The sequence below is a fragment of the Streptomyces sp. NBC_01525 genome (assembly GCF_045040405.1).
In the GTDB taxonomy this organism is placed as follows: domain Bacteria; phylum Actinomycetota; class Actinomycetes; order Streptomycetales; family Streptomycetaceae; genus Streptomyces; species Streptomyces benahoarensis.
In genome coordinates, this window is the sequence record NZ_CP109397.1 from 3,411,782 (window position 1) to 3,437,333 (window position 25,552).

Here is a 25,552-nt window from a genome sequence, read left to right on the forward strand (position 1 = left end):
CCCCGTACCCCGTCGCCGCCGGGGGCCCCGCCGTGACCCGGATGCCCGCGCGTACATGCCGTACGGCGGACGAGCAGGCATGATCGTCAATCGGGTGGACAGGCGAGACAGCAGACCTGGGGGACCAGCCCCCATGGACCCGGACACGCCACCGAGGAGGAGGATCCAGTGACCCGCAAGGACAGCGTGCGCGCCGCGACCGGTTCGGCCAGGGACAGCGTGCGGCACGCCGCTGAGGTGGTGGCTCCGTACGCCGGTACGGCCAGGGACACCGCGGTGCAGTTCGCCCAGGAGGCGAGGACGCGCGTGGCGCCGATGGTGACGGAGGCCGCGCAGCAGGCCCGCACCCGGGTGGCCCCCATGGTGTCGGAGGCCGCTCAGCAGGCGCGCGCCCACTACGACACCCATCTGGTGCCGCGTATCGAGCACGCCCGTGGCGCCCTGCCGCCGAAGATGGACGCGGCGGCGTGCCGCGCCGCCCACCGCACCCGCTGTGCGGCACGCCAGGCCGCCGACTACGCCGCGCCCCGGGTCGAGAGCGCCGTGCACCAGGCCCGCGCGGCCGCCGAGCCGGTCCGCGAGGAGGCGTTCGCCCGTGGCACCGCGGCCCTCGCGGCGCTGCGCGGCCAGGTGACGGCCGCCGAGATCGAGAAGCTGGCGCGGAAGAACCGCTGCCGGGCCCGTGCCGGGAAGGCCGCCAAGCGGCTGTTGGTGGTGGGCCTGCTGGCCGGGGGCGCCGTTGCCGCCTGGAAGTGGTGGGACAAGCAGGCCAACCCGGACTGGTTGGTGGAGCCGCCCGCGCCGACCGAGGTGAACGAACGCGGTCGGCTGAGCGCCGTCGACGGCAGTGGGTCCACGGCCCGGACCGACCGCCCGGACGAGGACAAGGAGCGCGGCGACGGGCCGGGCGGGGCCTCCGCCTGACACGGAGCCTCCCGAGGCCCCGCCGCCCGACGCGGCGCCCGTGCCCGACCCGACGCCTCGGAACGGCCGCCACGCACCCTCCGGACGCCGAACGGTGCCCGTCGCCCCTGGTGGGTGGCGGGCACCGTCGCGTACAGACAGGCGGTAGGCGGCACGCACGCGGCCGGGGCACCACCGTGGTTTCACGGGAAACATCGCGCGTTCACGCCCCGGGACGATCGCCGGTTTCACGTGAAACGGCCGCCGTGCCGCCTCGGGGCGACCGCCGGTTTCACTCGTCGCCTTCTTCGAGGGCCTAACCGCCATGGAGGTCACCCACACCGGCGACCGCGACACCCCGGCGCTCGTCCACCGCGCCCTGCCCCACCTCGTACGGGCGCTGAGCAGGCCGGAGGAGCAGAAGGGCTGAGCGGCGGCCGATGGGCCCCGGACCGGGCGCGCCCACCGGCCCGCCGCCGCGGCTACCCGGCCGTGCGGAGGGCGCCCGCGAAGGCCATGCCGAGCCAGGTGTGCGGGTTGCCCTCCCAGCACCAGCCGAGCTTCGGCGCCCGCTGACTGATCCAGAGCACCGGCACCCGGCGGTCACCGGAGCGCGAGCCGCCGACGGAGAAGCACTTGTTCTTGACCAGCACCCGCGGGTGCCGGGTCAGGAGCCCACCAGCGCACGCGGCACGACCAGCACGAACGGCACCCGCCCGCTCTCCGGCTCCCACCGCTCGGCCGCCACGGCCCCGGCGCTCTCCCGCAGCCGCTCCACCAGCGCCCGCAGCCGCTCCACCAGCGCCCGGAGCCCGTCCACGTCAAGCCCGGACAGACCCGGCCGTAAGCGTGCACGCGGCCTCCGCGGCCGGCCCAGATCCTGCCCCGGACCGCAGAGGACCGCCCTGACTGTCGCCCCGTGGCAGGCAGCCTCACAGCCACCTGCCACTGAGGCTCAGCCCGTTCCGAGCGTCCGGGTCACCTTGAGGGCGGCCACGTCGACTTCGGCGACGGTCAGGTCCTCGTTGAGGACCCACGCGGTCTTCGAGTCGGCGCTGAAGCTGATGGCCTGACGGGGTTCCTTCAGGCCCTTCACCGTGCCGCGCACCTCGCCGTCGGCCGGGTTGACGGCGGTCAGCGAATTACCCTCCAGATTCCCGGAGAAGAGGACCTTCCCGTCGGGAGAGAGCGCGGCACCGTAGGGCTTCTGCCCCACCGCGACCCGCTTCAGGGTCGCGCCGGACGCGGTGTCGACGATGGACACCGTGTCGGTCTCGCTGTTGGCCGCGTAGAGCCGGGTTCCGTCGCGGCTGATGGACAGTCCCCGGACTGCCTTGAACCCCTCTATCTGCTGCAGGGTCTTCTTGGTCTTGACGTCGACGACCGTGATCCGGTCGCCCTTGTAGTTGGTGACGTACAGCTTGTCCCCCGCGGGGGCGAGCTTGACCCCTTGACGCGGTTCGGCGAAGCCGGTGAGGACGGCATCCGCCCTGCTGTCGGCCTGGTCGACCACCGTGACCGTGCCCGCCGCTTCGTTGTTGGCGTACAGCCACCTGCCGTCCGTGGACTGTGCGGTGCCGAACACTCCGGCGCCGAGCGGGAGGCGGTTCACCACCTGGAAGCTGCTCAGGGAGATCCGGTCCACGACGCCGAGGGTGCTGTCGGACACGGTGAAGGTCTTGCCGTCCGGGGCGAAGAGGATGTTGCGCGGGCTGACGTATCCGTTGATCTCCGTGATCTTCCGGCCCCGGCGCACATCGATGACGACGAGGTGGTCCGATTTGGAGTTCGTGACCACCGCGACGCGCTCGTCGGGGCTGACCGCCATGGTGTTGTTGCTGATGTGAGGGTCGAACGGCTTGGGGGCTCCGTCGAGGGTTCCGCTGTAGGCGCCGAACGCCGGTACCGCGGCGTGCCGCGCGGGGGCCGCGGCCGGGCTCTCGTCCGCCGAAGCCATCGCGGCCGGGATGGTCAGGACGGCAGCGGCGGTGGCGCCGGTAAGCATCCGGCGAGTAATTTTGGCGTGTTTCACCTGGAATGTCTCCTTGCTTCAGGGCACCCACCCGCTGTGGATGCCCGTACGGCCCTGCACGACGCGAGTCCCCGAACCTGTACGGACATGGTCACCGGCGGCCTTCGCCGTATTGGTTCCCACCGGGGGGTTCGCCGAGGTGCGTGAACCCTTTTCTGGTCCGCGCCCGTGTGAGCGGGACATGACCGCAGCCACATCCAGGGAGCGGCTCTGCTGCGTGCCGCTCGCGCTCTCTGATGGCCCGGCGACTGCTTTCATGAGGGATACGCACCGGCACCGCATCGCGTTGAACGAAAGGTCGCCCGATCATCAGGAGATGCGGCGCCGGACCCACGGAACCTGTCCGCTCCCGGAAGGTCCCTCCGTCCGCACATTGAGGGAACGGACCGGAGAACAGCGCGCGTTCACGGGGCTTCGCCGACCCGCCATGCGGGAGGCGCGGGCGACGGCCGGCGGGGGCGTCGCCCCGTCGGCCGTTGCCCCTGCGGTTGTCAGGCCGGGGAGGAGCCCACGGGCAGGCGGCTCACTACGTGCCCGTCCTCATCCTCTGCGAGCAGTTCGGTGATGGTGTCCTTCCGCATGGCGGTCACCATGCGGAAGGACACCCGCCCGCCGCTCTCGGCCCGTACCGTGCCGCCGGGGATGCGCACACCGCGGGCGTTGACGGTCATCACCCGGTAGGTCTCTCCCGCCTCCAGGCCCGACAGGGCCACCGGGACCTCGGTGCCCCACGGGCGGTCCACCATCTTTCCCTGACGCACCATCACCACTGGTGCCGCGTCGGCCGTGCGGCCCGCCTGGTCCGCCGCGCCGAGCGGGATGATCACCGCGACGGCCAGGGCGAAGGCGACGATGACGCTCATCGCGGTCACCCGCCCGGGACGGAACCGGGCGGTCCTGGCGCCGGCCGCCTCCCGGCGGATGCGGTGCCCGAGCCCCCACGAAGGGCGCGCCTGCGGTCCGGAGCCCGGTGCGGGCTCCCAGCCCTCGCGCGGGTTCGCCCGCCGCAGTGTGCGGACCACGTCCTGGGTCTCGGATGCCTCACGTGTGCAGTCCGGGCACTGGACCAGATGCCGGGAGAGCTCCTTCGGCAGCGGCCTCCCGAGCAGCAGAAGCTCGGTGAGGAGCGCGCGGTGGGGAAGACATTCCTTGTTCATGGTGCCAGCCACCCGTTCTCCTCCAGGACGAGCCGCAGAGACCGCACTCCGTAGTACAGGCGGCTGCGCATGGTGGAAGCCGGAATTCCCAGCTCCTCCCCCAGTTCGGCGCAGGTACGGCCGCCGAGGTACACCCCCACCACCGCCTCTCTGTGCTGCGGACTCAACCGTTCCAGGGCCTCCCCGAGCTGTATCCGGTCAAGAAGCTGATCGATGTCGTTGAACGCCGGCGACGGTTCGGGCGCCACGTCCCACGGCGCAAGGCCGGGGCCCTCACAGACCTTGCGCCGCCGCATGGCGTCCACCACGACGTTCCGGGCGATGGCGAACAACCAGGTCCGCAAGCTGCCCTGCCCCGGGTCAAAGCCGCGTGGCGACCTCCAGGCGCGGAGGAAGGTCTCCTGCACCACGTCCTCGGCGAGTTGCCGGTCGTCCAGCGCCTTGAAGGCGAACCCGAAGAGTTCGCCGCCGTAGAGATCGTAGGCGGCCCCCACCTCTCGCTCCGTCCGGAATCTGACGGGCTCCGGAGCGGTCGTCGCCGCCCGTCCGCGAAGCCACCGCAGCGGGTTACCGCTTACAGCCACGGCTGCTCGCATCCGTTCGGCGCCAGGCGTTCATGGTGCTTCCCCATCTCCCGAGACGACGTTCGCTACGGGATACGCGTGCCCCACCGCGTGTGTTGAAACGACGGGAAGAAAAATCGCGACCCGCCCGGGAACTCCGCGCCCGCTCCTGCCGTACCGGCCACGATCGTAGGGCGATCGCCGCGGCACCGGGGGCACCCCCGGCTCGCCGTCCCGCGCCCTACACGGCCGGCTCACGGCGCGCTTTCAACACGTTCAACACCTTGCCCGCCTCCAGCCGCTTCTCGCCTCGTGCCCACCCGGCTTGACTGACCGGAGCTGAACATCAGTGCGGAGTACGAAGAAGTGTTTGTCCATGAGCGCGAAGACAGGCTCTGCGGGGAGTTCGGCGGCCGAACCGGTCGCGGTGATCGGGGGGAGCTGCCGGCTTCCGGGCGGGGTGGACTCCCTGGACTCGCTGTGGGACCTGCTTGGTCGAGGAGCAGGAGACCGCCAAGCCTGTGCCAACTGACCGCTGGGATGCGGAGGCGATCGCTGCGGGACTGCCTGACCGCATGGCGCGCCGGATGCGCCTGGGGGGCTTCCTCGAAGGCGACCTGGGTGCCTTCGACGCGCAGGCTTTCGGGCTCTCCGGGACGGAGGCCAACTGGCTTGATCCACAGCACCGGCTGCTGCTGATGGTCGCCTGGGAGGCGTGCGAGAACGCCGGGATGCCCATGGCGCCGTCCTCGCAGGCACAGGCCGCGGTGTTCGCCCAGGCCCTGGAACGGTCAGGGGGCGCGGTGAACAGGTGGGGATGATCGAGGCACACGGCACGGGCACGGCGGTGGGCGATCCGCTGGAGCTCACGGCGATGAAGCAGGTGTACGGCGCGGGTGACCAGCCTTGTGCGGTCGGCTCGGTCAAGACCAACATCGGTCACACCGAGTCGGCTTCGGGCGTGGTGGGCCTGCTGAAGACAATCACGAGCGTACGGCACGGGAAAGTACCGGCCACGCTGCACTTCTCCGAGTGGAACCCGCAGATCGACGCGCGTGCGTGCCGGCTTTTCGTGCCCACGGAGCTCCAGCCCTGGCCGGTGGACGGTCCCCGCATCGCGGCGGTCTCCTCCTACGGGGTGGGAGGAACGAACGCCCACGTCATCGTCGAAGAAGCCCCAGGCCCGTCCCGTCCCCGCAGGCTGTCACGGACCAGCCGGACGCGCGGCACCACACGTTCCTGCTCAGCGCCGCATCCTCGGGAGCGGTACGGACGTCGGCAGGACGGCTGGCGACTGGCTTGAGGGGCAGGGCAAGGGGGCCGGACTCGGCGATGTCGCGTACACGCTGGCCGTGCGGCGCTCTCACCAGCCGCACCGCGGGGCGGTGATGGCGTCGAGCCGGGCCGAACTCCCGCACTGCGATCCCGGAAGACGATGTGAAGGCGATCGCCTTCTTCGACGCGGCGGACAAGGACGAGTCCGCCCTCCATCTGTCCCACTTGACTCGCCAGGGCTGGGTGCCTGGCCGGCCGGGCAGTGGAGCCCCTGTCCGACCCGGCTCACCAAAAGAACTTATGCATGCCAACAGCGGCGAGGAATCAATCCGTGGCGCGAGTTCTGCCCTGAGGCACCACACCTGGGGGATCACCAGGGGAGCAACAGGAGACAGGCGAGTGCGCACACCCCTTGGGAAACAAGGGCTGCACGCCCCATCCCCCGCCCCGACGTGCGCACATGTGCGCACCGTATGCGCACCAAAAATGCCCCCTGAACCCGCGTTTCCGCAGGTCAGAGGGCATTTGAAGGGTGGAGCCTAGGGGAGTCGAACCCCTGACATCTGCCATGCAAAGACAGCGCTCTACCAACTGAGCTAAGGCCCCGTCGCCGACCAGAGTACCTGGTGCGGGGGTGCATTCCCGACCGGGTATCGCCCGGCACCGTCGCTCTCCGTAGGATGCTTCGCGAGATTCGCGGCAGCGAAGCGTGACCGGGGAGATGGGGAGACGGCATGGACGCAGCACAGCAGGAAGCCACCGCGCGGGCCCGGGAGCTGCAGCGCAATTGGTACGGGGAACCACTCGGCGCTCTCTTCCGCCGCCTCATCGACGATCTCGGGCTCAATCAGGCCCGGCTCGCGGGTGTGCTCGGTCTCTCCGCGCCGATGCTGTCGCAGCTGATGAGCGGTCAGCGGGCGAAGATAGGCAACCCCGCCGTGGTCCAACGGGTCCAGGCGCTCCAGGAGTTGGCAGGTCAGGTCGCCGACGGCAGCGTCAGCGCCGCCGAGGCCACCGATCGGATGGACGAGATCAAGAAGACCGCGGGGGGTTCGGTGCTGAGCAACACCGCGCAGACCGTCTCGTCGACCGGCTCGACCACCGTGCGGCGCGTGGTGCGCGAGATCCAGTCGCTGCTGCGCTCGGTTTCGGACGCGGGAGAGATCATCGAGGCGGCGAACGCCCTCGCCCCCACCCACCCGGAGCTGGCAGAGTTCCTCCGGGTCTACGGTGCCGGCCGCACCGGGGACGCGGTCGCGCACTACGAGGCGCACCAGAGCTAGCCGTACAGCGGGCCGGTCACCGCGGGGTACGCACAGGTCAGAAAGCGACGGGGCACCATGGGTGAGATCTTCGCCGGGCGGTACGAGTTGGTCGACCCGGTCGGGCGCGGAGGCGTGGGCGCCGTCTGGCGCGCCTGGGACCACCGGCGACGCCGCTATGTCGCCGCCAAGGTGCTTCAGCAGAGCGATGCGCACACCCTGCTGCGGTTCGTCCGGGAGCAGGCGCTGCGGATCGACCATCCGCATGTGCTCGCCCCGGCGAGCTGGGCCGCCGACGACGCCAAGGTCCTGTTCACCATGGATCTGGTGCACGGCGGCTCGCTCGCCCACCTCATCGGCGACTACGGCCCGCTGCCCCCGCGGTACGTCTGCACCCTGCTGGACCAGCTGCTGGCCGGGCTGACCGCGGTGCACGACGAGGGTGTCGTGCACCGCGACATCAAACCGGCGAACATCCTGCTGGAGGCGACCGGCACCGGCCGGCCCCATCTGCGCCTCTCCGACTTCGGCATCGCGATGCGCAAGGGCGAGCCGCGGCTCACCGAGACCAACTACGTGGTGGGCACACCCGGTTACTTCGCGCCCGAGCAGATGCTGGGCGCGGAACCGGACTTCCCCGCCGACCTGTTCGCGGTCGGCCTGGTCGCGCTGTATCTGATCACCGGCACCAAACCGGACGCCGACGCCCTGGTGCGGCACTTCACCGAGCACGGCGTACCGCACGCGCCCGAGGGTGTCCCTGAGCCGCTGTGGCAGGTGCTGGCGACGCTGCTCCACCCCGATCCGGAGTCCCGGTTCCGTACGGCCACCGGGGCGCGGAAGGCGGTGCTGGCCGCCGTCGAGCTGCTGCCCGAGGCGGGGCTCGACGACGAGGCCGTCGAGGTCTTCGACCACATAGGCCCCCTGCCCGAGGGGTTCGGGCCGGACGGTCCGCTCGCCGCGCCGCGCGACGGCGGCACGGCCGGTTCTGGGGCGCCGGGCGCCACCGGCGCGCCGCTCTCCCCGTCCGACACCGGAAGCTTCGTCCTCGCTCCTCCCGGGCAGTCGCTCCCGCAGCCGCCCGCCACCCCGCCGGTCCCGGTGGCCGCCCCGCACATCCCGGCCCCCGCGACGCCGCCGGGTACGCCGCCCTCGGGGACGTACCGGCCGACCTCGGGCTCCTGGCAGCAGCCGCCGGCGACCCGGCCCTACACGTCGCCGCAGCCGCCCGCCGCCGCGCCGCCGGTACCTCCCGGCGTCCCGGAACCGGCCGCGCCCGTGGCGGTGCGGCGGCCCGGGCCACCGGCCAAGGTGGCGGTCCCCGTCCTCGTCGTCGCGCTGCTCTGCATCGCCTTCGGCATCTGGGCGCTCACCGTCTCCTGACCGCTACCGGCGGTCCGGCCACCCGGGCGGCGTGCCCGGGGCCCGCGGCCCGGACCGGGTGGGCTCCGCGGCGTGCGCCTGCGGCGACAGGGCGGGGGCGGTGACCGCGGCGACGGCCGTCCGGCGGGCCAGCAGTGTCCAGGCCGCGAGGACGGCCAGCAGCACCGCGCCCGTGGCGATCCCCGCGTAGCCCAGCGTCCGCAGGTTGCCGCCGCCCGCCTGCTCCCCGGCCAGCCCCTTCTCCGCCGTCTCGCGGTCCCCGGGCGTCACCGAGAAGTCCCCGGCGGGCCCGGCGTACCCCGGCCCGGACCGCGCCGCGCCACGGACGTCCACCCGCAGTGTGACGTCCGCGCCGTCCGGGAAGAACCGCGCGGCGTCCGGGTGGAGCGTGACCTCCAGGTAGTACCACCCGGCGACCCGCATGGCCCGGACGTCGTCGGTGACGGCGAAGCGGTTGCCGTACGACACGGGCGCGGTGAACAGCTTGGAGGCGGCGGGCCGCCCGTCGTAGCGCACGAACGTGTCCTCGTCGATCACGCCGCGCGCCGGGTTGTACGCGGTCACCCCGAGCGCCTTGAAGACGCCCTCGGCGGTGCCGGTGGCCGCGTTGGGCAGCTCCGCGCTGAGGTTGAGGCGCTGGCCCCAGTCGACCGGCACCCGGTAGAAGCGGGACTCGCCGGGCCGGATGCGGTCCTTCCACAGGCCCGTGCCCACGGCACCGGCGGTGTGGAAACCGGAGCCGCCGCGGGCCTTCCGCTTGGTGCCGGAGGCGGGCGGCGCGGGCGTGGCGGACGGCTGGCTGCTCTCGGCGGGCGTGGTGGGGGCGGCGCCCTTCAGGCCCGGTTCGGAGAGATGGGTGATCTCGATCGGCCACGCCTGCGGCCCGGAGGTCGCCGAGCCCTCGCGGGTGACGACGAGGTAGTACGCCCCGGCGTTCCGGCACTGTGCGCTGTCGCCGTCGACGCCGCGGGTCGCGTAGTCCGCGATGGGATAGGCCGTGCCGCCCCCGCGGAACGCCGGATCGGCCTCGCGGTCGCAGAGGGTGCCGTCGACGTTTTGGACGCTGATCTTGAGCCGGTCGGTGTGGTCCTCGACCTTGGTGCCCGGCGGCGGGGCGGCGACCACGGAGAAGTACGCGGTGGAACGGGCGTCGAGGGGGACGGTGTAGTACTTCTGCTCACCGCGCTCGATGGAGTCGGTGTACGTCCCCTTGCCGATCTCCGGCGCATCGGCCGCGCTGGCCCGGCCGTTGACCGGGGTGGCGTCCGGCGCCGTGGTGTAGCGGGGGACCTCCTTGAGGTCCGCGGCGCCGTCGGCGGCGGACGCCGTGCCCACCGCCCCCGGCGCCCACGCCACCGCCGAGAGCGCCGCCAGCACGGCGACGCCCCTCCGTACCGCACACCCCGTCACCATGTCTCCCCCTTCGCCGCGTTCCCCTGATGGTCCTGCGCCCGCCGCTCCTGCCCCGGAATGCCCGGCCGCAACGGCTCCCCGGCCGTCCGCGGGTCCACCGGCCCGGCCCCGGCGCCGTCCGGTACGGGGCCCCGGCGCGCGCGGAGGTAGGCCGCCGCGAGCCCGGCCAGCAGCAGGACGCCCACCCCGAGGGACCCTCCGGCCACCATCGGCCCCGGCTTCCAGCCGCCCCCGGATTCCGGGGCGTTGTCCGGCGTCGGCGCGGCGTCACCGGACGCGGTGTGCGCGGCCCGGCCCGCGTTCGCCCCCGGGCCGGACTTGGCGGTGCCCAGTACGGCGACCCGCAGCACCACCCCGATCTGCGGATTCCGGGCGATCTCGGCCGCCTTCGCGCCCAGCGTCACCGCGAGGTAGAAGCCGCCCGCGCGGTGCACCGGTACGACATGGGTGCCGGACTCGTAGCGGTTGCTCCAGGCCACCGGCACCGTCCCCATCTGCAACGACGTCGGCTTCCCGGCGTACAGCTTGCGCGGGGTGAATTCGCCGGTGCCGCCACCCACCGGCACCCGGTCCGGGGTGTAGACCTGGGTGGCGGCGTAGGAGTAGTGCGCGCCGCGGTCGTTCACCGTCGGCTCGTTGGCGAACTGCACGTCGTAGCGGAGCTGCTGCCCCCAGCCGACCGGCACCTTGTACCAGACGGTCTGCGCGGGCAGCAGCCGGTCGCGCCAGACGCCCTGACGGAGCGTCCGGGCGTCGTTGAAGCCGGTGCCGCCCCGGACGTCCTGCGGGGCGCCCGCGGGCAGCGTCGCGTCCTTGCCGCCCATGCCGTACTCCGGCGCCGACTGCGCGGGCGTGACGCCCTTCTTCAGCGGATGTTCCACGTGAAACGTCAGCTCCAGCGGCCACCGCGCGCCGTCCGAACCCTGCGCCGCCTTGCGTTCGACCACGAACCAGTACCGCCCGGCCTTGTCGCAGCCGCGGTAGCCGCTCTCCGACGGCACCCGGCTGAGCCCGGAGGCGAGCGGGGCGGCGCCCTCGCGCTGGCCGAACAGCTCCGTGGCGGATTCGCAGACGCTGTCCGTGCCGTATGCGATCTCGGTGTGCAGCGCGTCGAGGGAGTCGACGGCGGCGCCGGGCTGCGGGGCCACGGTCGCCGAGAAGTCGGCGGTGGAGGCGGCGTCCAGATCGACGGCGTAATACCGCTTCTCGTTCGGGCCGATGGTGTCGGTGTACTGACCGGGCGTGAGGCGCGGCGCGGTCTCGCGGGCGGGCTCCCCGCGCACCCGCTCGCCCTTCAAGCGGTAGCCGTCGGCGGAGAGTTGCCCGGCCCGCTGGAGCTGCCGGGCGAGGGCGCCGGCGTCCGGGGCGTCGTAGTACCGCCCGTTCCCGGCTTTGGCGACGCACTCCAGCTGCTGCCGGGCCCGTCCGGAGACCTGGAAGCCGACGGTGTCGATCCGCAGGTCCCCGGCGGACCGCCCGAGCTGGGCGGCGACCTCGCACGGCGACGGCGTACGGCAGCTGTCCTCGCCGTCCGAGACCAGCAGGATCGTCCGGCCGCCGCCGGAACTCCCGCCGTGCGCCCGCAGGTCGTCCGCGGCGGCCTGCAACGACAGTCCGATGGGGGTGTCCCCCTTGGGCTCGACGGCGGCGACCGCCTTCTTGAGTCCGTCGCGGTCCAGCGGGGCGACGGGCCGCACGAGCCGGGTGTCGTCGCACCCCTGCGTCTTGTCGGCGCCGTAGACCCGCAGCCCGGTGGGGTAGCCGTCCGGCAGGGCGTCGGCGACGGTACCGACGGCCTTGCGGGCGGCGGCGATCCGGGTGGTGCCGGAGCCGTCGTCCTTCGCCATCGAACCGGAGGAGTCGAGGACCATCACCATGCCACCGCCGTCGGCGGCCCGGGTGGCCGGAGCGGTCCGGGCGGCGTGCGCCGGTGCCGCGGCCGATGCCAGCAGCAGCCCACAGGTCAGCGCCGCCCGCCACCGTCGATGCCGTCGTGCCATGCCCTCGTCCCCCTCGCGCCGTACGGGTGCCCCACCACGTAACTTTGCTAGTGCAACTTAATCATGTGCTATGGCAAATACAAGGGGAGGGGGCACCGGCCGCACACCGCGGCATCCGCACCCCGCGGGCCGGGAACGCCCGCCCCCCGACGCACGAAACCCCGGAAGCCAGCGGCAACCGGGGTCCGTACAAACTGTGCTGGGCGTCTGGTCTCACACACCCGAACCTGCGGGCACGGAGTCGGTCGCCTCCGTCCACAGATCCTGCTCGGCGCGATCCGCCTGGATCTGGCGGTACACGAGGAGCCCGCCGATGGCGGCCAGTGCGACCAGGAGAAGCTTCTTCACCGCGCGACCTCGTCTTTCGTTGACGTAGGGGACCTATGTGGGCCGATGATACACACCGGCCGATACCGATCGGTTATCTCCTCCGCGCCCGGCGACGACCGGCCCACGGCCACCACCGGCGGTCCAACTGCCGCGCCCGTACAACAACATCGGCCCGGCCGGAGAAATCTCCGGCCGGGCCGATGGGCGGTGCGGCTACCAGGACTTGAACCTGGGACCTCTTCCTTATCAGGGAAGCGCTCTAACCGTCTGAGCTATAGCCGCTCGTTCGCTGCACCAGAAGATTAGCGCACTTCAGAGGCGTTCCCAAAATCGGGGAACGGGCCACTTTCACGGCCCGCTCCCCTGGGACCTGTGGTCCAACTCCCGCCTGCCTTGCGACGCCCTCCGGGCGACGACGGGAGTGGGACGACAGGCCCCACGGGTCATTCGTCCTCGGCGAGCGTCAGCTCCACCCCGCCGACGAAGCCCGCCGACAGGTTGTAGATGAACGAACCGAGGGTCGCCAGCGCCGTCGCCAGCACCACGTCGATCACCGCGATGACGGTGGTGAACAGCAGCACCCGCGGCAGCGAAAGAAACGCCTGCAGATCGAAGCCCTTGCCGTCGGTGGAGCCGCTCGCCTCGCTGATCGCCGAGCCGACGGTGGAGAAGACGCCCATCGCGTCCATCACCATCCACAGCACGGCGACCGCCACGATCGTGCAGACGCCCAGCGCCAGCGAGAGCAGGAAGCTCACCTTCATCACCGACCACGGGTCGGTGCGCGCCACCCGCAGCCGCGCCTTACGGGTCCGCGGCGCCGTACGGGCGTCGGTGCGCGGCAGCCGCACCGAACCGGTGCCGCCGTCCGCCGGGTAGGCCCGCGGCGGCTCGTACGGCTTGTGCGGCGGCTGTGCCTCGGGCTGCGGCTGTGACTGCTGCGGATACGGCTGACGTGTGTCGGTCACGCTTCCCCCCTGATGCGGGCTGCCGGACATGCCGGAGCCACGGGCGCTGTCCTCCGTCACGGTCGCGGGTCCGGACGAGGCGCCCTTCCCGGCTCCCTCTCCACCCGCCGCAGCGCCCGTGGCTCCACTCACGACCTACTCCTTGTGCTTATTCCGCCGCGGGCTGCCCGCCCTCGGCCGCCGGCTCGGCACCCGTCGCCTCGATGGTCTCCTCGGGCTCCCCGGCCCCGTCGACCTCTTCGGCTTCGCGCCCGGCTTCGGCGTTCCGTGCGATGCCCACGACGGCATCGCGCTTGCCCAGGTTGATCAGTTGGACGCCCATCGTGTCACGACCGGTCTCCCGGACCTCGTTGACCCGCGTACGAATGACGCCACCGCCGAGGGTGATGGCCAGAATCTCGTCACTCTCCTCGACGACCAGCGCGCCGACCAGCGAACCGCGGTCCTCCACGATCTTGGCCGCCTTGATGCCGAGGCCGCCACGGCCCTGGACGCGGTACTCGTCGACCGGCGTGCGCTTGGCGTAGCCGCCGTCCGTCGCGGTGAAGACGAACGTCCCCGCGCGCACCACGTTCATCGACAGCAGCTCATCGCCCTCGCGGAAGCTCATGCCCTTCACACCGGAGGTCGCGCGGCCCATCGGGCGCAGCGCGTCGTCCGTGGCGGTGAAGCGGATCGACTGCGCCTTCTTGCTGATCAGCAGCAGATCGTCCGCACCGGAGACCAGCTCGGCGCCGATCAGCTCGTCGTCACCGCCGTCTTCCTGCTCGCGGAGGTTGATCGCGATGACACCGCCGGAGCGCGGCGAGTCGTAGTCCTTCAGCGACGTCTTCTTCACCAGGCCCGCCTTGGTGGCGAGGACCAGGTACGGCGCGGCCTCGTAGTCGCGGATCGCCAGGATGCGGGCGATCTGCTCGTCCGGCTGGAAGGCCAGGAGGTTGGCGACGTGCTGGCCGCGCGCGTCCCGCCCGGCGTCCGGGAGTTCGTACGCCTTGGCGCGGTAGACGCGGCCCTTGTTGGTGAAGAACAGCAGCCAGTGGTGGGTGGTCGAGACGAAGAAGTGGTCGACGATGTCGTCTTCCTTCAGCTTCGTGCCGCGTACGCCCTTGCCGCCGCGCTTCTGCGAGCGGTAGTCGTCGGTCTTGGTCCGCTTCACATAGCCGCCACGCGTGATGGTGACGACGATGTCCTCCTCGGCGATCAGGTCCTCGATGGACATGTCACCCTCGAAGGGCACCAGCTTGGAGCGGCGGTCGTCGCCGAACTTGTCGACGATGGCGGCCAGTTCCTCGCTGATGATCTGCCGCTGCTTCTCCGGCGAGGCGAGGATCGCCTTGTACTCGTTGATCTTCAGCTGGAGCTCGTCGTGCTCGGCGGTGATCTTCTGGCGCTCCAGGGCCGCCAGTCGGCGCAGCTGCATCTCCAGGATCGCGTTGGCCTGGATCTCGTCGATGCTCAGCAGGCCCATCAGGCCCTCGCGCGCCACGTCGACGGTCTCGCTGCGCCGGATCAGCGCGATGACCTCGTCGATCGCGTCCAGCGCCTTCAGCAGACCGCGCAGGATGTGCGCCCGCTCCTCGGCCTTGCGCAGCCGGAAGCGGGTCCGCCGGACGATGACCTCGACCTGGTGGGTGACCCAGTGGCGGATGAACGCGTCCAGCGAGAGGGTGCGCGGCACCCCGTCGACCAGCGCGAGCATGTTGGCGCCGAAGTTGGTCTGGAGGTCGGTGTGCTTGTAGAGGTTGTTGAGGACGACCTTGGCGACCGCGTCTCGCTTGAGGACGATGACCAGGCGCTGACCCGTACGGGACGACGTCTCGTCACGGACGTCCGCGATGCCGCCGATCTTGCCGTCCTTGACGAGATCGGCGATCTTCTGCGCGAGGTTGTCCGGGTTGACCTGGTAGGGCAGCTCGGTGACGACCAGGCACTGGCGGTTCTGGATCTCCTCGACCGCCACCACCGCGCGCATCGTGATCGAGCCACGGCCGGTGCGGTACGCCTCCTCGATGCCCTTGCGGCCCACCACCAGCGCGCCGGTCGGGAAGTCGGGGCCCTTGATGCGCTCGATCAGCGCCTCCAGCAACTCCTCCGAGGACGCCTCCGGGTTCTCCAGCGCCCACTGGGCACCGGCGGCGACCTCGCGGAGGTTGTGCGGCGGGATGTTGGTGGCCATACCGACCGCGATACCGGCCGAGCCGTTGATCAGCAGGTTCGGGAACCGCGCCGGCAGGACCGTCGGCTCCTGGTTACGGCCGTCGTAGTTGTCCTGGAAATCGACGGTGTCCTCGTCGATGTCCCGCAGCATCTCCATCGAGAGCTGCTTCATCTTGCACTCGGTGTACCGCATGGCCGCCGCCGGGTCGTTGCCCGGGGAGCCGAAGTTGCCGTTGGAGTCGACCAGCGGCATCCGCATCGACCACGGCTGCGCCAGGCGGACCAGCGCGTCGTAGATCGAGGAGTCGCCGTGCGGGTGGTACGTACCCATGACGTCACCGACGACGCGGGCGCACTTGTAGAAGCCCTTCTCGGGGCGGTAGCCGCCGTCGTACATCGCGTAGAGCACGCGGCGGTGCACCGGCTTGAGGCCGTCGCGGACGTCGGGCAGCGCACGCGAGACGATGACGGACATCGCGTAGTCGAGGTAGGAGCGCTGCATCTCCGTTTCGAGCCCGACCGGCTCTACGCGCATACCCACGCCCTCGATGGTCGCGGGTGCGCCCTCGGCGGTCACGCCGTCAGGGGTCACGGGGGGAGTCTCGTCGGCCATGGTTGATCAAAGTCCTTTCGCGCTGCGGCTGTTGCGGTGGGCCGACAGGCTCAGATGTCGAGGAAGCGGACGTCCTTGGCGTTGCGCTGGATGAACGAGCGACGCGCCTCGACGTCCTCGCCCATCAGCACCGAGAACAGGTCGTCGGCGCGGGCGGCGTCGTCCAGGGAGACCTGGCCGAGCACGCGGTGGTCGATGTCCATCGTCGTCACGCGCAGCTCCTCGGCGTTCATCTCACCGAGGCCCTTGAAGCGCTGGACGGAGTCGTCCTTGATGCGCTTGCCCGCCTGCTTGCCGCGCTCGATCAGCACGTCGCGCTCGGCGTCGGCGTAGGCGTACTCGAAGTCGTCCCGGCCCCACTTGATCTTGTACAGCGGCGGGCGGGAGAGGTAGACGTGGCCCGCCTCGACCAGCGGCCGCATGAAGCGGAAGAGGAAGGTGAGGAGCAGGGTGTTGATGTGCTGACCGTCGACGTCGGCGTCCGCCATCAAGATGATCTTGTGGTAGCGGAGCTTCTCGATGTCGAAGTCCTCGTGAACACCGGTGCCGAACGCCGAGATCAGCGCCTGGACCTCGTTGTTCTGCAGGATCTTGTCGACCCGGGCCTTCTCGACGTTGAGGATCTTGCCGCGGATCGGGAGGATCGCCTGGTACTCCGGGTTACGGCCGGACTTGGCCGAGCCACCGGCGGAGTCACCCTCGACGATGAAGATCTCGCACTTGGTCGGGTCGTTGGACTGGCAGTCGCTCAGCTTGCCCGGCAGCGACGCCGTCTCCAGCAGGCCCTTGCGGCGGGTCAGATCGCGCGCCTTACGCGCCGCGACACGCGCGGTGGCGGCCTGGATGCCCTTGCGGATGATGTCCGCGGCCTCGTTGGGGTTGCGGTCCAGCCAGTCCGTCAGGTGCTCGTGGACGACCTTCTGGACGAACGTCTTCGCCTCGGTGTTACCGAGCTTCGTCTTCGTCTGGCCCTCGAACTGCGGCTCGCCCAGTTTGATGGAGATGATCGCGGTCAGACCCTCGCGGATGTCCTCACCCGTGAGGTTGTCATCCTTCTCCCGCAGCAGCTTCTTGTCGCGGGCGTAACGGTTGATCAGACCCGTCAGCGCCGCGCGGAAGCCCTCTTCGTGGGTGCCGCCCTCATGGGTGTGGATGGTGTTGGCGAAGCTGTAGACACCCTCGCTGTACTGGGTGTTCCACTGCATCGCGATCTCCGCGGAGAGCAGCCGCTCCTTGTCCTCGGCCTCGACGTCGATGACCGTCGGATGCACCAGCTCACCCTTGCGGGAGTTCAGGTACTTCACGAAGTCGACGATGCCGCCCTCGTAGTGGTAGCGGACGAAGAGCGGCTTGCCCTCCTCGTCCACATGGTCGGGGCGCTCGTCGGTCAGCGCGATCGACAGGCCCTTGTTGAGGAACGCCATCTCCTGGAAGCGGCGCGAGAGCGTCTCGAAGCTGTAGACCGTGGTCTCGAAGATGTCGCCGTCGGCCCAGAAGGTGACGGAGGTGCCGGTCTCCTCCGTCGCCTCGTTCCGCGCCAGCGGGGCGGTCGGCACACCGAGCTTGTACTCCTGCGTCCAGCGGTAGCCGTCCGTGCGGACCTCGACCGCCACCCGCTGCGACAGCGCGTTCACGACGGAGACACCCACGCCGTGCAGACCACCGGAGACCGCGTAGCCGCCGCCGCCGAACTTGCCGCCGGCGTGCAGCACCGTCATCACGACCTCGACGGCCGGCTTGTTCTCCGAGGGCACGATGCCGACGGGGATGCCACGGCCGTTGTCGACGACGCGCACACCGCCGTCGGCGAGGATCGTGACGTCGATGGTGTCGGCGTGCCCCGCCATCGCCTCGTCGACGGAGTTGTCGACGACCTCCTGCACCAGGTGATGCAGTCCGCGCTCGCCGGTCGAGCCGATGTACATGCCGGGTCGCTTGCGTACCGCGTCCAGGCCCTCCAGGACGGTGATCGCGCTGGCGTCGTACGACTTCTCACCCGAGGGGACGTCCACGGCGCCTGCCGGGACCCCCTCTGCGGTGGAAGCCGTGTTGTTCTCGTTGAGGTCGCCGGAGTCGGCCACGAAGCGCCCTTTCTGGCACAGCACGAGCCCTCCCCAGCCCGTGGGGGACACCCCACGGAGTCGAAGGGGAGCGGCTGCGTCGTTCTGTCTTGATCGACGTGTCCCGCGAGCCGGCGGGATTACGTACCAGTGTACCGGTGGCGCCGACACTCATGGGGCTTTGCGGGCGCCTGAGTCCGCACGTGCCGCCCTGAACTAACGTCCGCCGACTCCCCATATCTGGAACGGGGCCTCAGGACGCTCACACCGGCACTCAGCGCTTCGGACTGTCAACCGGTCGCAACCGTGAGCGGAGTCTCATCCACAACCCTTGTGCACAACCGTCCCGAGACGCGTGAACCGCCTCAGCCGTACGTGTCGCCCGGGCCCGTGCTGCCGGGCGCGCGCAGCGGTCCGTACCGCCGCGCCGGTCCGCCCGGACCCAGCACCTTGATCAGCTTCACGGTGCCCTGGCCCAGGTCCTGGTTGAGCCGCCGGACCAACTGCGGCGCCAGCAGCCGCAGCTGCGTCGCCCACGCCGTCGAATCGCACTGCACCGTCAGCACCCGGGCGTCCTCGTCGTACCGCTGCGGCTCGCAGTGCTGCGCCACCTCGGGCCCGACCAGCTGCGGCCAGCGGCCCATCACCCCGCCGACCGCCGCCGGGGTCTCCCAGCCGCGCTCGGTGATCAGACGGTTGATCGCCGCGCCCAGCGGCAGCGGATCGCGGCCGTCGGCGCGCGCGCCCGAGCGCAGCCCGCCGCGGCGCGCCTGCTTCTTCTGCTGCGCGGCGGCGCCCCGCGCCCGCGCCTGCTCCTTCGCCGCGACCAGCGCCTGCCGGGCCAGATCGATGCCCGACAGCTCCGGCGGCTTCGGCTCCTTCGCGCCGTCGCTCACGGCGTCTCCGCGCGGACCGTGCCGCCGGACACCGCGAACCGCCGCCCGGCCAGCGCCCCCGGCACATCGTCCTCGACCGCCGCCGTGACCAGCACCTGCTCGCCCGGCGCCACCAGCTCCGCCAGCCGCTCCCGGCGCCGCGCGTCCAGCTCGGCGAAGACGTCGTCGAGGATGAGCACCGGCTCGCCGCTGCGCCGCCCGCCGCCCTCCGGCACCTGGAACGGCTCGCCCTCCGACCGCAGCAGGTCGTACGAGGCCAGCCGCAGCGCCAGCGCGTACGACCAGGACTCGCCGTGGCTGGCGTACCCCTTCGCGGGCAGGTCGCCCAGCTTCAGCAGCAGGTCGTCGCGGTGCGGCCCGACCAGCGTCACGCCGCGCTCGATCTCGTTCTTCCGCGCCTCGCCCAGCGCCTCCAGCAGCACGCCGTACAGCTCCTCGCGGTTCGACGCACGGGCCATCGCCTCGCCCGCCGAACCGCGGTACTCCAGGCCCACCGGGCCGCCGCCGGGCGCCAGTTGGCCGTACGCCTTGTCCGTCAGCGGGCGCAGCGCGGCGATCAGGTCGAGGCGCTGCGCCAGCAGTTCGGCCCCGGCCCGCGCCAGATGCTGGTCCCAGATGTCCAGCGTGGACAGGTCCGCCCCCACGCTCGAATCCGCTCGCGTGGGAGGTGCCCCCCTCCGTCCGCCGTGCCGCCGGGCGAGGGCCGCGGACTTCAGCAGGGTGTTGCGCTGCTTGAGGACGCGGTCGTAGTCGCCGCGCACCCCGGCCATCCGCGGCGCCCGCGCGGTGATCAGCTCGTCCAGGAACCGCCGCCGCTCACCGGGATCGCCCTTGATCAGCGCCAGGTCCTCCGGCGCGAAGAGCACCGTACGGACGATGCCGAGCACATCGCGCGGCTTCACCTGGGAGGAGCGGTTGATCCGGGCGCGGTTGGCGCGGCCCGGGTTCAGCTCCAGCTCGATCAGCTGCTGCCGGTCGCCCTGGGCGACGGCGGCGCGGACGATGGCGCGCTCGGCGCCCATCCGCACCAGCGGCGCGTCGGAGGAGACCCGGTGGCTGCCGAGCGTCGCCAGATAGCCGACCGCCTCGACGAGGTTGGTCTTGCCCTGGCCGTTGGGGCCCACGAACGCCGTGACGCCCGGTTCGAGCGGGACCTCGACCTGGGCGTACGAACGGAAGTCGGCGAGCGACAGATGCGTGACGTGCATGGAGCTGCGCCGACCTCCCGCGGCTGCGGACCTGCTGGTTACTTCTTGTTCTCGACGGCGTGGCCGCCGAACTGGTTACGCAGCGCCGCGATCATCTTCATCTGCGGCGAGTCCTCCTGGCGGGAGGCGAACCGGGCGAACAGCGACGCGGTGATCGCGGGCAGCGGCACCGCGTTGTCGATCGCCGCCTCGACCGTCCAGCGGCCCTCACCGGAGTCGGCCGCGTAGCCGCGCAGCTTGTCCAGGTGCTCGTCGTCGTCGAGGGCGTTGACCGCGAGGTCCAGCAGCCAGGAGCGGATGACCGTGCCCTCCTGCCAGGAGCGGAAGACCTCGCGCACATCGGTGACGGAGTCGACCTTCTCCAGCAGCTCCCAGCCCTCGGCGTACGCCTGCATCATCGCGTACTCGATGCCGTTGTGGACCATCTTCGCGAAGTGACCGGCGCCGACCTTGCCCGCGTGCACGGAGCCGAACTCACCCTCGGGCTTGAGCGCGTCGAAGATCGGCTGCACCGTGGCGACGTGCTCCGCGGAGCCGCCGTACATCAGCGCGTAGCCGTTCTCCAGGCCCCAGACGCCGCCGGAGACGCCGCAGTCGACGAAGCCGATGCCCTTGGCCGCCAGCTCCTTGGCGTGCTTCTCGTCGTCGGTCCAGCGGGAGTTGCCGCCGTCGACGACGATGTCGCCCTCGGACAGCAGCTCGCCGAGCGCGTCGATGGTCGCCTGGGTGGCGTCACCGGCCGGGACCATGACCCACACGACCCGCGGACCCTTGAGCTTGCCCACAAGCTCTTCCAGGCTGTGGACATCCGCGAGATCGGGGTTGCGGTCGTATCCGACGACGGTGTGGCCGGCGCGGCGGATGCGCTCGCGCATGTTGCCGCCCATCTTGCCGAGACCGACGAGACCGAGCTCCATCAGAGACCCTCATTTGCACGTAGTCGTTGCTGTTCGTACCCGAGTCCGAGCCTACGCCGGGTGGTGCGTGCACACCTGTGGGCCCGAGCGCTCATCGGCAGCGCCCGCCGGGAGAAGCGGAGGGCCGGCCGGGAGCCCCGGCCGGCCCGTGAACGCGGACGTCAGCCGGAGAGCCGCACCGGCATGATCAGGTACTTGTACGTCTCGTCCGCCTCGGCGTCCTTGGCGGGACGGCCGCTGAGCAGCGCGGGCTTGGTCGACGTCGTGAAGGACAGCTGCGCGACCGGGGAGTCGATCGCCGACAGGCCCTCCAGCAGGAAGCCCGGGTTGAAGGCGATCGAGATGTCGTCGCCCTCCAGGTCCGCGTCGACGCGCTCCACAGCCTGTGCGTCGTCGCTGGAGCCGGCCTCCAGGATCAGCACGCCCTGCTCGAAGCTGAGCCGGACCGGAGTGTTCCGCTCGGCCACCAGCGCCACGCGCTTGACCGCCTCGACGAACGGCGCGGTCTCGATCACGGCGACGGAGTTGAACTCGGTCGGGAAGAGCGTGCGGTACTTCGGCAGATCGCCCTCCAGCAGCCGCGTCGTCGTCCGGCGACCGGCGCCCTCGAAGCCGATCAGACCCTCGCCCGCGCCGGACCCGGACAGCGCCAGGGTGACGGTGTCGCCGCTGCTCAGCGACTTGGCGGTGTCCTGGAGCGTCTTGGCGGGGACCAGGGCGACGGCGGAGGCGTCCGGGTTCTCCGGCTTCCACAGGAACTCGCGGACGGCGAAGCGGTACCGGTCGGTGGAGGCGAGCGTGACGGTGTCGCCCTCGATCTCGATCCGCACACCGGTCAGCACCGGCAGGGTGTCGTCGCGACCGGCGGCGATGGCCACCTGCGCGGCGGCGGCGGCGAAGACCTCACCGGGGACGGTGCCGGTGGCGGTGGGCATCGTCGGCAGGGACGGGTACTCCTCCACCGGCAGGGTGTGGAGGGTGAAGCGGGACGAGCCGCAGACGACGGTGACGCGGACACCGTCGGTGGAGATCTCCACCGGGCGGTTGGGGAGCGCCCGGCAGATGTCGGCGAGCAGCCGGCCGGAAACGAGGACGGTGCCCTCCTCCTCGACCTCCGCCTCGACCGAGACCCGCGCCGAGACCTCGTAGTCGAAGCCGGAGAGCGACAGCTTGCCGTCCTCCGACTTCAGCAGCAGGCCCGCGAGGACGGGCACCGGCGGACGGGCCGGGAGGCTCTTGGCCGCCCAGGCCACTGCCTCCGCGAGTACATCGCGCTCCACCCGGATCTTCACCGGAAACCGCCTCCTGCTGTTGCTGGCTCTCGCCCTGCTGGCTTTCGTCGTCGGCTGAGTTGCCGGATTCCAGTCTGACGCACGCCACCGACAGCCGTTGCTGCTCGGGGTCAAGTCGGCTCGGCGGGCGGTCTGCGCCCCGAGCGCGAGTTGTGCACAGGCCCCGTTTCCGAACGAGTTCCCCGGTAGATATCCGTGGTCGTAGTAGTAGGGCCTGTGGAAACCGTGGACAACTGCCTTTGCGCAGGTCAACGCGGATTTTTTATCCACCGGGCCTGTGGGTGGCGGTCGTGGATAACCCGGCGGATCTGTGGACCGCCGAAAGTTCTGCACACCCCATGCACAGGGGAAGGCCACTTCTCCCCAGCGCCGTCCCCAGTTTTACCCACGTTCCCCACAGCCCAACCCCCGGTGTTGATGTGACCGCTTTCACTCAGGACGGTGAGAGGCGGTGTCGTGTTGCCGAACAGTGGACAGGGGTGTGGAGAAGCTGGGGACAACAGCCCTCAGCCTGTGGGCAGCCGGTGGACAACCCGAACGGCCCCCTGTGGACGAACTCTCTGTCCACAGCCTGTGGATTACGGTTTGCCACAAATCCACACCCGCCTGACCTCGCTCGATGATCCATCAGAAGCCCGGCCTGTGGATGCCATAGGGATAACTTTCCAGTCCCCAGGGTGTGGACGGAAGATTTTCCCCCAATCTGTGGAGAGAGGCCGTGACCTCGCCCGGAATCGAACAGATCTGGGCGCCATCCACAGGCTTGGCGGGCCTGCCGACGCCCTCGGAACCCCTTCCCGGGCCCTTCCCGCACCCCGCTGGGGACGATCGCCCCGCCACCGCAGAACGCCGCACAGCGAAGCCGGACCGCCCTGTGGAGGCACCGGGCGACGACGGGAGCAAGGGCGAAGGAGAGGCACAGAAGAGGTACAGGAGAGAGGCCGGAGGGGGAGACGGGCCCCGGGAGGCACGGAGGGCGCCCCGGGATCTCCCGGAGCGCCCTGGGGCGCACCACCGGCTGCGGTGCCGGCGCGCGTCAGCCGTTCTTGATGCGGTTGGTCAGCTCGGTGACCTGGTTGTAGATGGACCGGCGCTCCGCCATCAGCGCCCGGATCTTGCGGTCGGCGTGCATCACCGTCGTATGGTCCCGCCCGCCGAACTGCGCGCCGATCTTCGGCAGCGACAGATCCGTCAGCTCCCGGCAGAGGTACATCGCGATCTGGCGGGCCGTCACCAGCACCCGGCTGCGCGAGGAGCCGCACAGGTCGTCGACGGTCAGCCCGAAGTAGTCGGCCGTCGACGCCATGATCGCCGTCGCGGTGATCTCCGGCGCCGCGTCCTCACCACCGGGGATCAGGTCCTTCAGCACGATCTCGGTGAGCCCGAGGTCGACCGGCTGCCGGTTGAGCGACGCGAACGCCGTGACCCGGATCAGCGCCCCCTCCAGCTCACGGATGTTGCGCGAGATCCGGGACGCGATGAACTCCAGCACCTCGGGCGGCGCGTTCAGCTGCTCCTGCACCGCCTTCTTCCGCAGAATCGCGATCCGGGTCTCCAGCTCGGGCGGCTGGACGTCCGTGATCAGGCCCCACTCGAAGCGGTTGCGCAGCCGGTCCTCCAGGGTGACCAGTTGCTTGGGCGGCCGGTCGGAGGAGAGCACGATCTGCTTGTTGGCGTTGTGCAGCGTGTTGAAGGTGTGGAAGAACTCCTCCTGCGTCGACTCCTTGCTCGCCAGGAACTGGATGTCGTCGACGAGCAGGATGTCCATGTCGCGGTAGCGCTTGCGGAACGCGTCCGCCTTGCCGTCGCGGATGGAGTTGATGAACTCGTTGGTGAACTCCTCCGAGCTCACGTACCGCACCCGGGTCCCCGGGTACAGGCTCCGCGCGTAGTGCCCGATGGCGTGCAGGAGATGCGTCTTGCCGAGCCCGGACTCGCCGTAGATGAACAGCGGGTTGTACGCCTTGGCGGGCGCCTCCGCGACGGCGACGGCCGCGGCGTGCGCGAAGCGGTTCGACGCACCGATGACGAAGGTGTCGAAGAGGTACTTCGGATTCAGCCGGGCCGTCGGCTCACCGGGGCCGGTCGCGGGCGCGGGCTGCGCCGCGAGCGGACCGGGCGCACCACTGGACGCGGGCAGCGAGGAGCCGCCGGGACCGGCGTGGCGCCCGGACTGGCGCTCGGCGGCGTCCCGGCGCGGCGCCTGCGGGTCGTAGGGGTTGCGCCCCTCGGAGCGCTGCGCCCGGGGGTGCTCGGGCACCTGCCCGCGGTACTCGCCCTGCTGCTGTACGTGTGCGGGCGGCGGCGTGGCGTACGGATCGCGCTCGGGGAAGCCGAGGCGCTGCTGCTGCCAGCCGTAGTCCTCCCGGGGACCGGGCGCGGGCGGCAGGGAGGAGGAGTGCTGCGGCCAGGAGCCGGGCTCGTGCCGGGGCTGCTGGTGCTGCGGGTAATCGGGGTAGGCGGGCCGCACATGCGGCAGCTCGTCGCCCTGACGCGCGTAGCCCTGCCGTCCGTCGTACCCCTCGTACGTCTCGTGCGGCTGCGGGTGCTGGCCCTGCTGCGGATGCTGAGGGGCCTGCGGCAGAGGGGCGTGCGTGGGCGCCGCGGGCTCCTCTGCGGAGTCGTCGACGGTGATCGCGATCCGGATCGGGCGGCCGCACTCATGGCTGAGGGCCTCACCGATCAGCGGCGCCAGCCGCCCCTCGAGCACGCCCTTGGCGAATTCGTTGGGGACGGCGAGCAGCGCGGTGTCGGCGACCAGCGCCAGCGGCTGCGTGCGCTTGAGCCAGTCCTGGTCCTTGGGCTTGAGGCCGTCGCCGTCCGCCCGTAGGAGGTGGTCGAGTACACGCGGCCACACTGCGGCAAGATCGGCAGGTACATCAGCCACGGAACACGCTCTCTCAGCAGTCCCACGAATGTGTGATTCTCAGGACGGGCGGGAAGTAATCGGAGTTCAGCCACGGTAGTCAGGCTGGGCCTGGGGATTCAAGTCGTTGTCCACAGGCTGTGCATAGTGTGTCCCGGTCGACCCCGGTCCGGGGGGATCGGGCGGTGGTTTGACCGGATGGCGTAGTCGCGCGTACCGTGACCAGGTCGAGTTGTCGATGGCTGCTGCCGCCTGCC

At 70.9% G+C, this 25,552-nt stretch carries 23 protein-coding genes and 2 tRNA genes; 7 read left to right on the forward strand and 18 right to left on the reverse strand.

Features of this window, described 5'->3' with window-relative positions; translation table 11 throughout:
- Positions 1–168 precede the first annotated feature (168 nt).
- On the forward strand, positions 169–924 hold the full coding sequence (locus tag OG422_RS15260; RefSeq protein ID WP_405743345.1) for a DUF5324 family protein: 756 nt from the start codon (positions 169–171) through the stop codon (positions 922–924).
- A gap of 461 nt (positions 925–1,385) precedes the next feature.
- Here OG422_RS15260 and OG422_RS15265 read toward each other — a convergent pair whose 3' ends face one another.
- From OG422_RS15265 to OG422_RS15285, 5 genes are all read right to left on the reverse strand, one after another.
- Complete coding sequence (locus OG422_RS15265) at positions 1,386–1,556, reverse strand: DUF5701 family protein (protein WP_405743346.1); 171 nt, start codon at positions 1,554–1,556, stop codon at positions 1,386–1,388.
- A gap of 14 nt (positions 1,557–1,570) precedes the next feature.
- Positions 1,571–1,723 (reverse strand): hypothetical protein, encoded by a 153-nt coding sequence (locus OG422_RS15270; RefSeq protein ID WP_405743348.1) that lies wholly within the window; start codon positions 1,721–1,723, stop codon positions 1,571–1,573.
- 135 nt (positions 1,724–1,858) lie between these two features.
- On the reverse strand, positions 1,859–2,935 hold the full coding sequence (locus OG422_RS15275) for a YncE family protein (RefSeq protein WP_405743349.1): 1,077 nt from the start codon (positions 2,933–2,935) through the stop codon (positions 1,859–1,861).
- Between the two features lie 491 nt (positions 2,936–3,426).
- Positions 3,427–4,104: a hypothetical protein gene (locus OG422_RS15280; protein ID WP_405743350.1), complete on the reverse strand. Its 678-nt coding sequence runs from the start codon at positions 4,102–4,104 to the stop codon at positions 3,427–3,429.
- Positions 4,089–4,586 carry a sigma-70 family RNA polymerase sigma factor gene (locus OG422_RS15285; RefSeq protein WP_251076624.1) on the reverse strand — a complete coding sequence of 166 codons (498 nt, stop codon included), beginning with the start codon at positions 4,584–4,586 and terminating at the stop codon, positions 4,089–4,091. Before OG422_RS15285 ends, OG422_RS15280 begins: the two co-directional genes overlap by 16 nt.
- A gap of 445 nt (positions 4,587–5,031) precedes the next feature.
- Here OG422_RS15285 and OG422_RS15290 point away from each other — a divergent pair, with 445 nt between their 5' ends.
- Genes OG422_RS15290 through OG422_RS15305 form a run of 4 tightly spaced genes read left to right on the forward strand, consistent with a single transcriptional unit; the run spans position 5,032 to position 6,427 of the window.
- Positions 5,032–5,187: a beta-ketoacyl synthase N-terminal-like domain-containing protein gene (locus tag OG422_RS15290; protein WP_405743352.1), complete on the forward strand. Its 156-nt coding sequence runs from the start codon at positions 5,032–5,034 to the stop codon at positions 5,185–5,187.
- A complete protein-coding gene (locus OG422_RS15295; protein ID WP_405743354.1) occupies positions 5,147–5,476 on the forward strand; it encodes a beta-ketoacyl synthase N-terminal-like domain-containing protein in 330 nt (109 codons plus the stop codon). The genes OG422_RS15290 and OG422_RS15295 overlap by 41 nt, the downstream gene beginning before the upstream one ends.
- Positions 5,473–5,958, forward strand: a complete 486-nt coding sequence (locus tag OG422_RS15300; RefSeq protein WP_405743355.1) for a ketoacyl-synthetase C-terminal extension domain-containing protein — start codon at positions 5,473–5,475, stop codon at positions 5,956–5,958. Before OG422_RS15295 ends, OG422_RS15300 begins: the two co-directional genes overlap by 4 nt.
- The gene (locus OG422_RS15305; protein WP_405747808.1) at positions 5,909–6,427 is read left to right on the forward strand and encodes a hypothetical protein; all 519 of its coding nucleotides are present in this window, start codon (positions 5,909–5,911) and stop codon (positions 6,425–6,427) included. Before OG422_RS15300 ends, OG422_RS15305 begins: the two co-directional genes overlap by 50 nt.
- Positions 6,428–6,463: 36 nt before the next feature.
- Here the strand turns inward: OG422_RS15305 and OG422_RS15310 are convergent.
- Positions 6,464–6,536 (reverse strand) — tRNA-Ala (locus OG422_RS15310).
- A gap of 128 nt (positions 6,537–6,664) precedes the next feature.
- Here OG422_RS15310 and OG422_RS15315 point away from each other — a divergent pair.
- Both OG422_RS15315 and OG422_RS15320 read left to right on the forward strand, forming a co-directional pair.
- Positions 6,665–7,213, forward strand: coding sequence for a DNA-binding protein (locus OG422_RS15315; protein ID WP_143941787.1), 549 nt, complete (start codon positions 6,665–6,667; stop codon positions 7,211–7,213).
- Positions 7,214–7,270: 57 nt separating this feature from the next.
- Positions 7,271–8,575, forward strand: coding sequence for a serine/threonine-protein kinase (locus OG422_RS15320; protein ID WP_405743357.1), 1,305 nt, complete (start codon positions 7,271–7,273; stop codon positions 8,573–8,575).
- Positions 8,576–8,578: 3 nt separating this feature from the next.
- On the opposite strand, the gene OG422_RS15325 is transcribed toward OG422_RS15320, so the two are convergent.
- From OG422_RS15325 to dnaA, 12 genes are all read right to left on the reverse strand, one after another.
- Complete coding sequence (locus tag OG422_RS15325; protein WP_405743358.1) at positions 8,579–9,988, reverse strand: hypothetical protein; 1,410 nt, start codon at positions 9,986–9,988, stop codon at positions 8,579–8,581.
- The gene (locus tag OG422_RS15330) at positions 9,982–11,988 is read right to left on the reverse strand and encodes a vWA domain-containing protein (RefSeq protein ID WP_405743360.1); all 2,007 of its coding nucleotides are present in this window, start codon (positions 11,986–11,988) and stop codon (positions 9,982–9,984) included. The genes OG422_RS15325 and OG422_RS15330 overlap by 7 nt, the downstream gene beginning before the upstream one ends.
- Positions 11,989–12,201: 213 nt before the next feature.
- Complete coding sequence (locus OG422_RS15335; protein ID WP_003958712.1) at positions 12,202–12,336, reverse strand: DLW-39 family protein; 135 nt, start codon at positions 12,334–12,336, stop codon at positions 12,202–12,204.
- Positions 12,337–12,526: 190 nt separating this feature from the next.
- A tRNA-Ile gene (locus OG422_RS15340) sits at positions 12,527–12,600 on the reverse strand.
- Between the two features lie 161 nt (positions 12,601–12,761).
- Complete coding sequence (locus OG422_RS15345; protein ID WP_405743361.1) at positions 12,762–13,418, reverse strand: DUF3566 domain-containing protein; 657 nt, start codon at positions 13,416–13,418, stop codon at positions 12,762–12,764.
- A 16-nt stretch (positions 13,419–13,434) separates the two neighbouring features.
- A complete protein-coding gene (gene gyrA, locus OG422_RS15350) occupies positions 13,435–16,056 on the reverse strand; it encodes a DNA gyrase subunit A (protein ID WP_405743362.1) in 2,622 nt (873 codons plus the stop codon).
- Positions 16,057–16,106: 50 nt separating this feature from the next.
- On the reverse strand, positions 16,107–18,161 hold the full coding sequence (gene gyrB, locus OG422_RS15355; RefSeq protein ID WP_143940013.1) for a DNA topoisomerase (ATP-hydrolyzing) subunit B: 2,055 nt from the start codon (positions 18,159–18,161) through the stop codon (positions 16,107–16,109).
- 320 nt (positions 18,162–18,481) lie between these two features.
- A complete protein-coding gene (locus tag OG422_RS15360; protein ID WP_143940012.1) occupies positions 18,482–19,012 on the reverse strand; it encodes a DUF721 domain-containing protein in 531 nt (176 codons plus the stop codon).
- Positions 19,009–20,220 (reverse strand): DNA replication/repair protein RecF, encoded by a 1,212-nt coding sequence (gene recF / locus OG422_RS15365; RefSeq protein ID WP_405743364.1) that lies wholly within the window; start codon positions 20,218–20,220, stop codon positions 19,009–19,011. Before recF ends, OG422_RS15360 begins: the two co-directional genes overlap by 4 nt.
- Before the next feature lie 38 nt (positions 20,221–20,258).
- On the reverse strand, positions 20,259–21,137 hold the full coding sequence (gene gnd / locus OG422_RS15370; RefSeq protein ID WP_405743366.1) for a phosphogluconate dehydrogenase (NAD(+)-dependent, decarboxylating): 879 nt from the start codon (positions 21,135–21,137) through the stop codon (positions 20,259–20,261).
- Between the two features lie 161 nt (positions 21,138–21,298).
- Entirely contained in the window at positions 21,299–22,429 is a 1,131-nt protein-coding gene (gene dnaN, locus OG422_RS15375) for a DNA polymerase III subunit beta (RefSeq protein ID WP_143940009.1), read from the reverse strand.
- A 1,036-nt stretch (positions 22,430–23,465) separates the two neighbouring features.
- On the reverse strand, positions 23,466–25,316 hold the full coding sequence (gene dnaA, locus OG422_RS15380; protein WP_405743367.1) for a chromosomal replication initiator protein DnaA: 1,851 nt from the start codon (positions 25,314–25,316) through the stop codon (positions 23,466–23,468).
- Positions 25,317–25,552: the final 236 nt, after the last annotated feature.

Bases quoted from the DNA above. Each gene is read 5' to 3' on its own strand.
- OG422_RS15290 (WP_405743352.1), top strand. From the start codon at position 5,032: ATGAGCGCGAAGACAGGCTCTGCGGGGAGTTCGGCGGCCGAACCGGTC.
- OG422_RS15300 (WP_405743355.1), top strand. From the start codon at position 5,473: ATGATCGAGGCACACGGCACGGGCACGGCGGTGGGCGATCCGCTGGAG.
- OG422_RS15315 (WP_143941787.1), top strand. From the start codon at position 6,665: ATGGACGCAGCACAGCAGGAAGCCACCGCGCGGGCCCGGGAGCTGCAG.
- OG422_RS15320 (WP_405743357.1), top strand. From the start codon at position 7,271: ATGGGTGAGATCTTCGCCGGGCGGTACGAGTTGGTCGACCCGGTCGGG.
- OG422_RS15325 (WP_405743358.1), bottom strand. From the start codon at position 9,988: ATGGTGACGGGGTGTGCGGTACGGAGGGGCGTCGCCGTGCTGGCGGCG.
- OG422_RS15330 (WP_405743360.1), bottom strand. From the start codon at position 11,988: ATGGCACGACGGCATCGACGGTGGCGGGCGGCGCTGACCTGTGGGCTG.
- gyrA (WP_405743362.1), bottom strand. From the start codon at position 16,056: ATGGCCGACGAGACTCCCCCCGTGACCCCTGACGGCGTGACCGCCGAG.
- recF (WP_405743364.1), bottom strand. From the start codon at position 20,220: ATGCACGTCACGCATCTGTCGCTCGCCGACTTCCGTTCGTACGCCCAG.
- gnd (WP_405743366.1), bottom strand. From the start codon at position 21,137: ATGGAGCTCGGTCTCGTCGGTCTCGGCAAGATGGGCGGCAACATGCGC.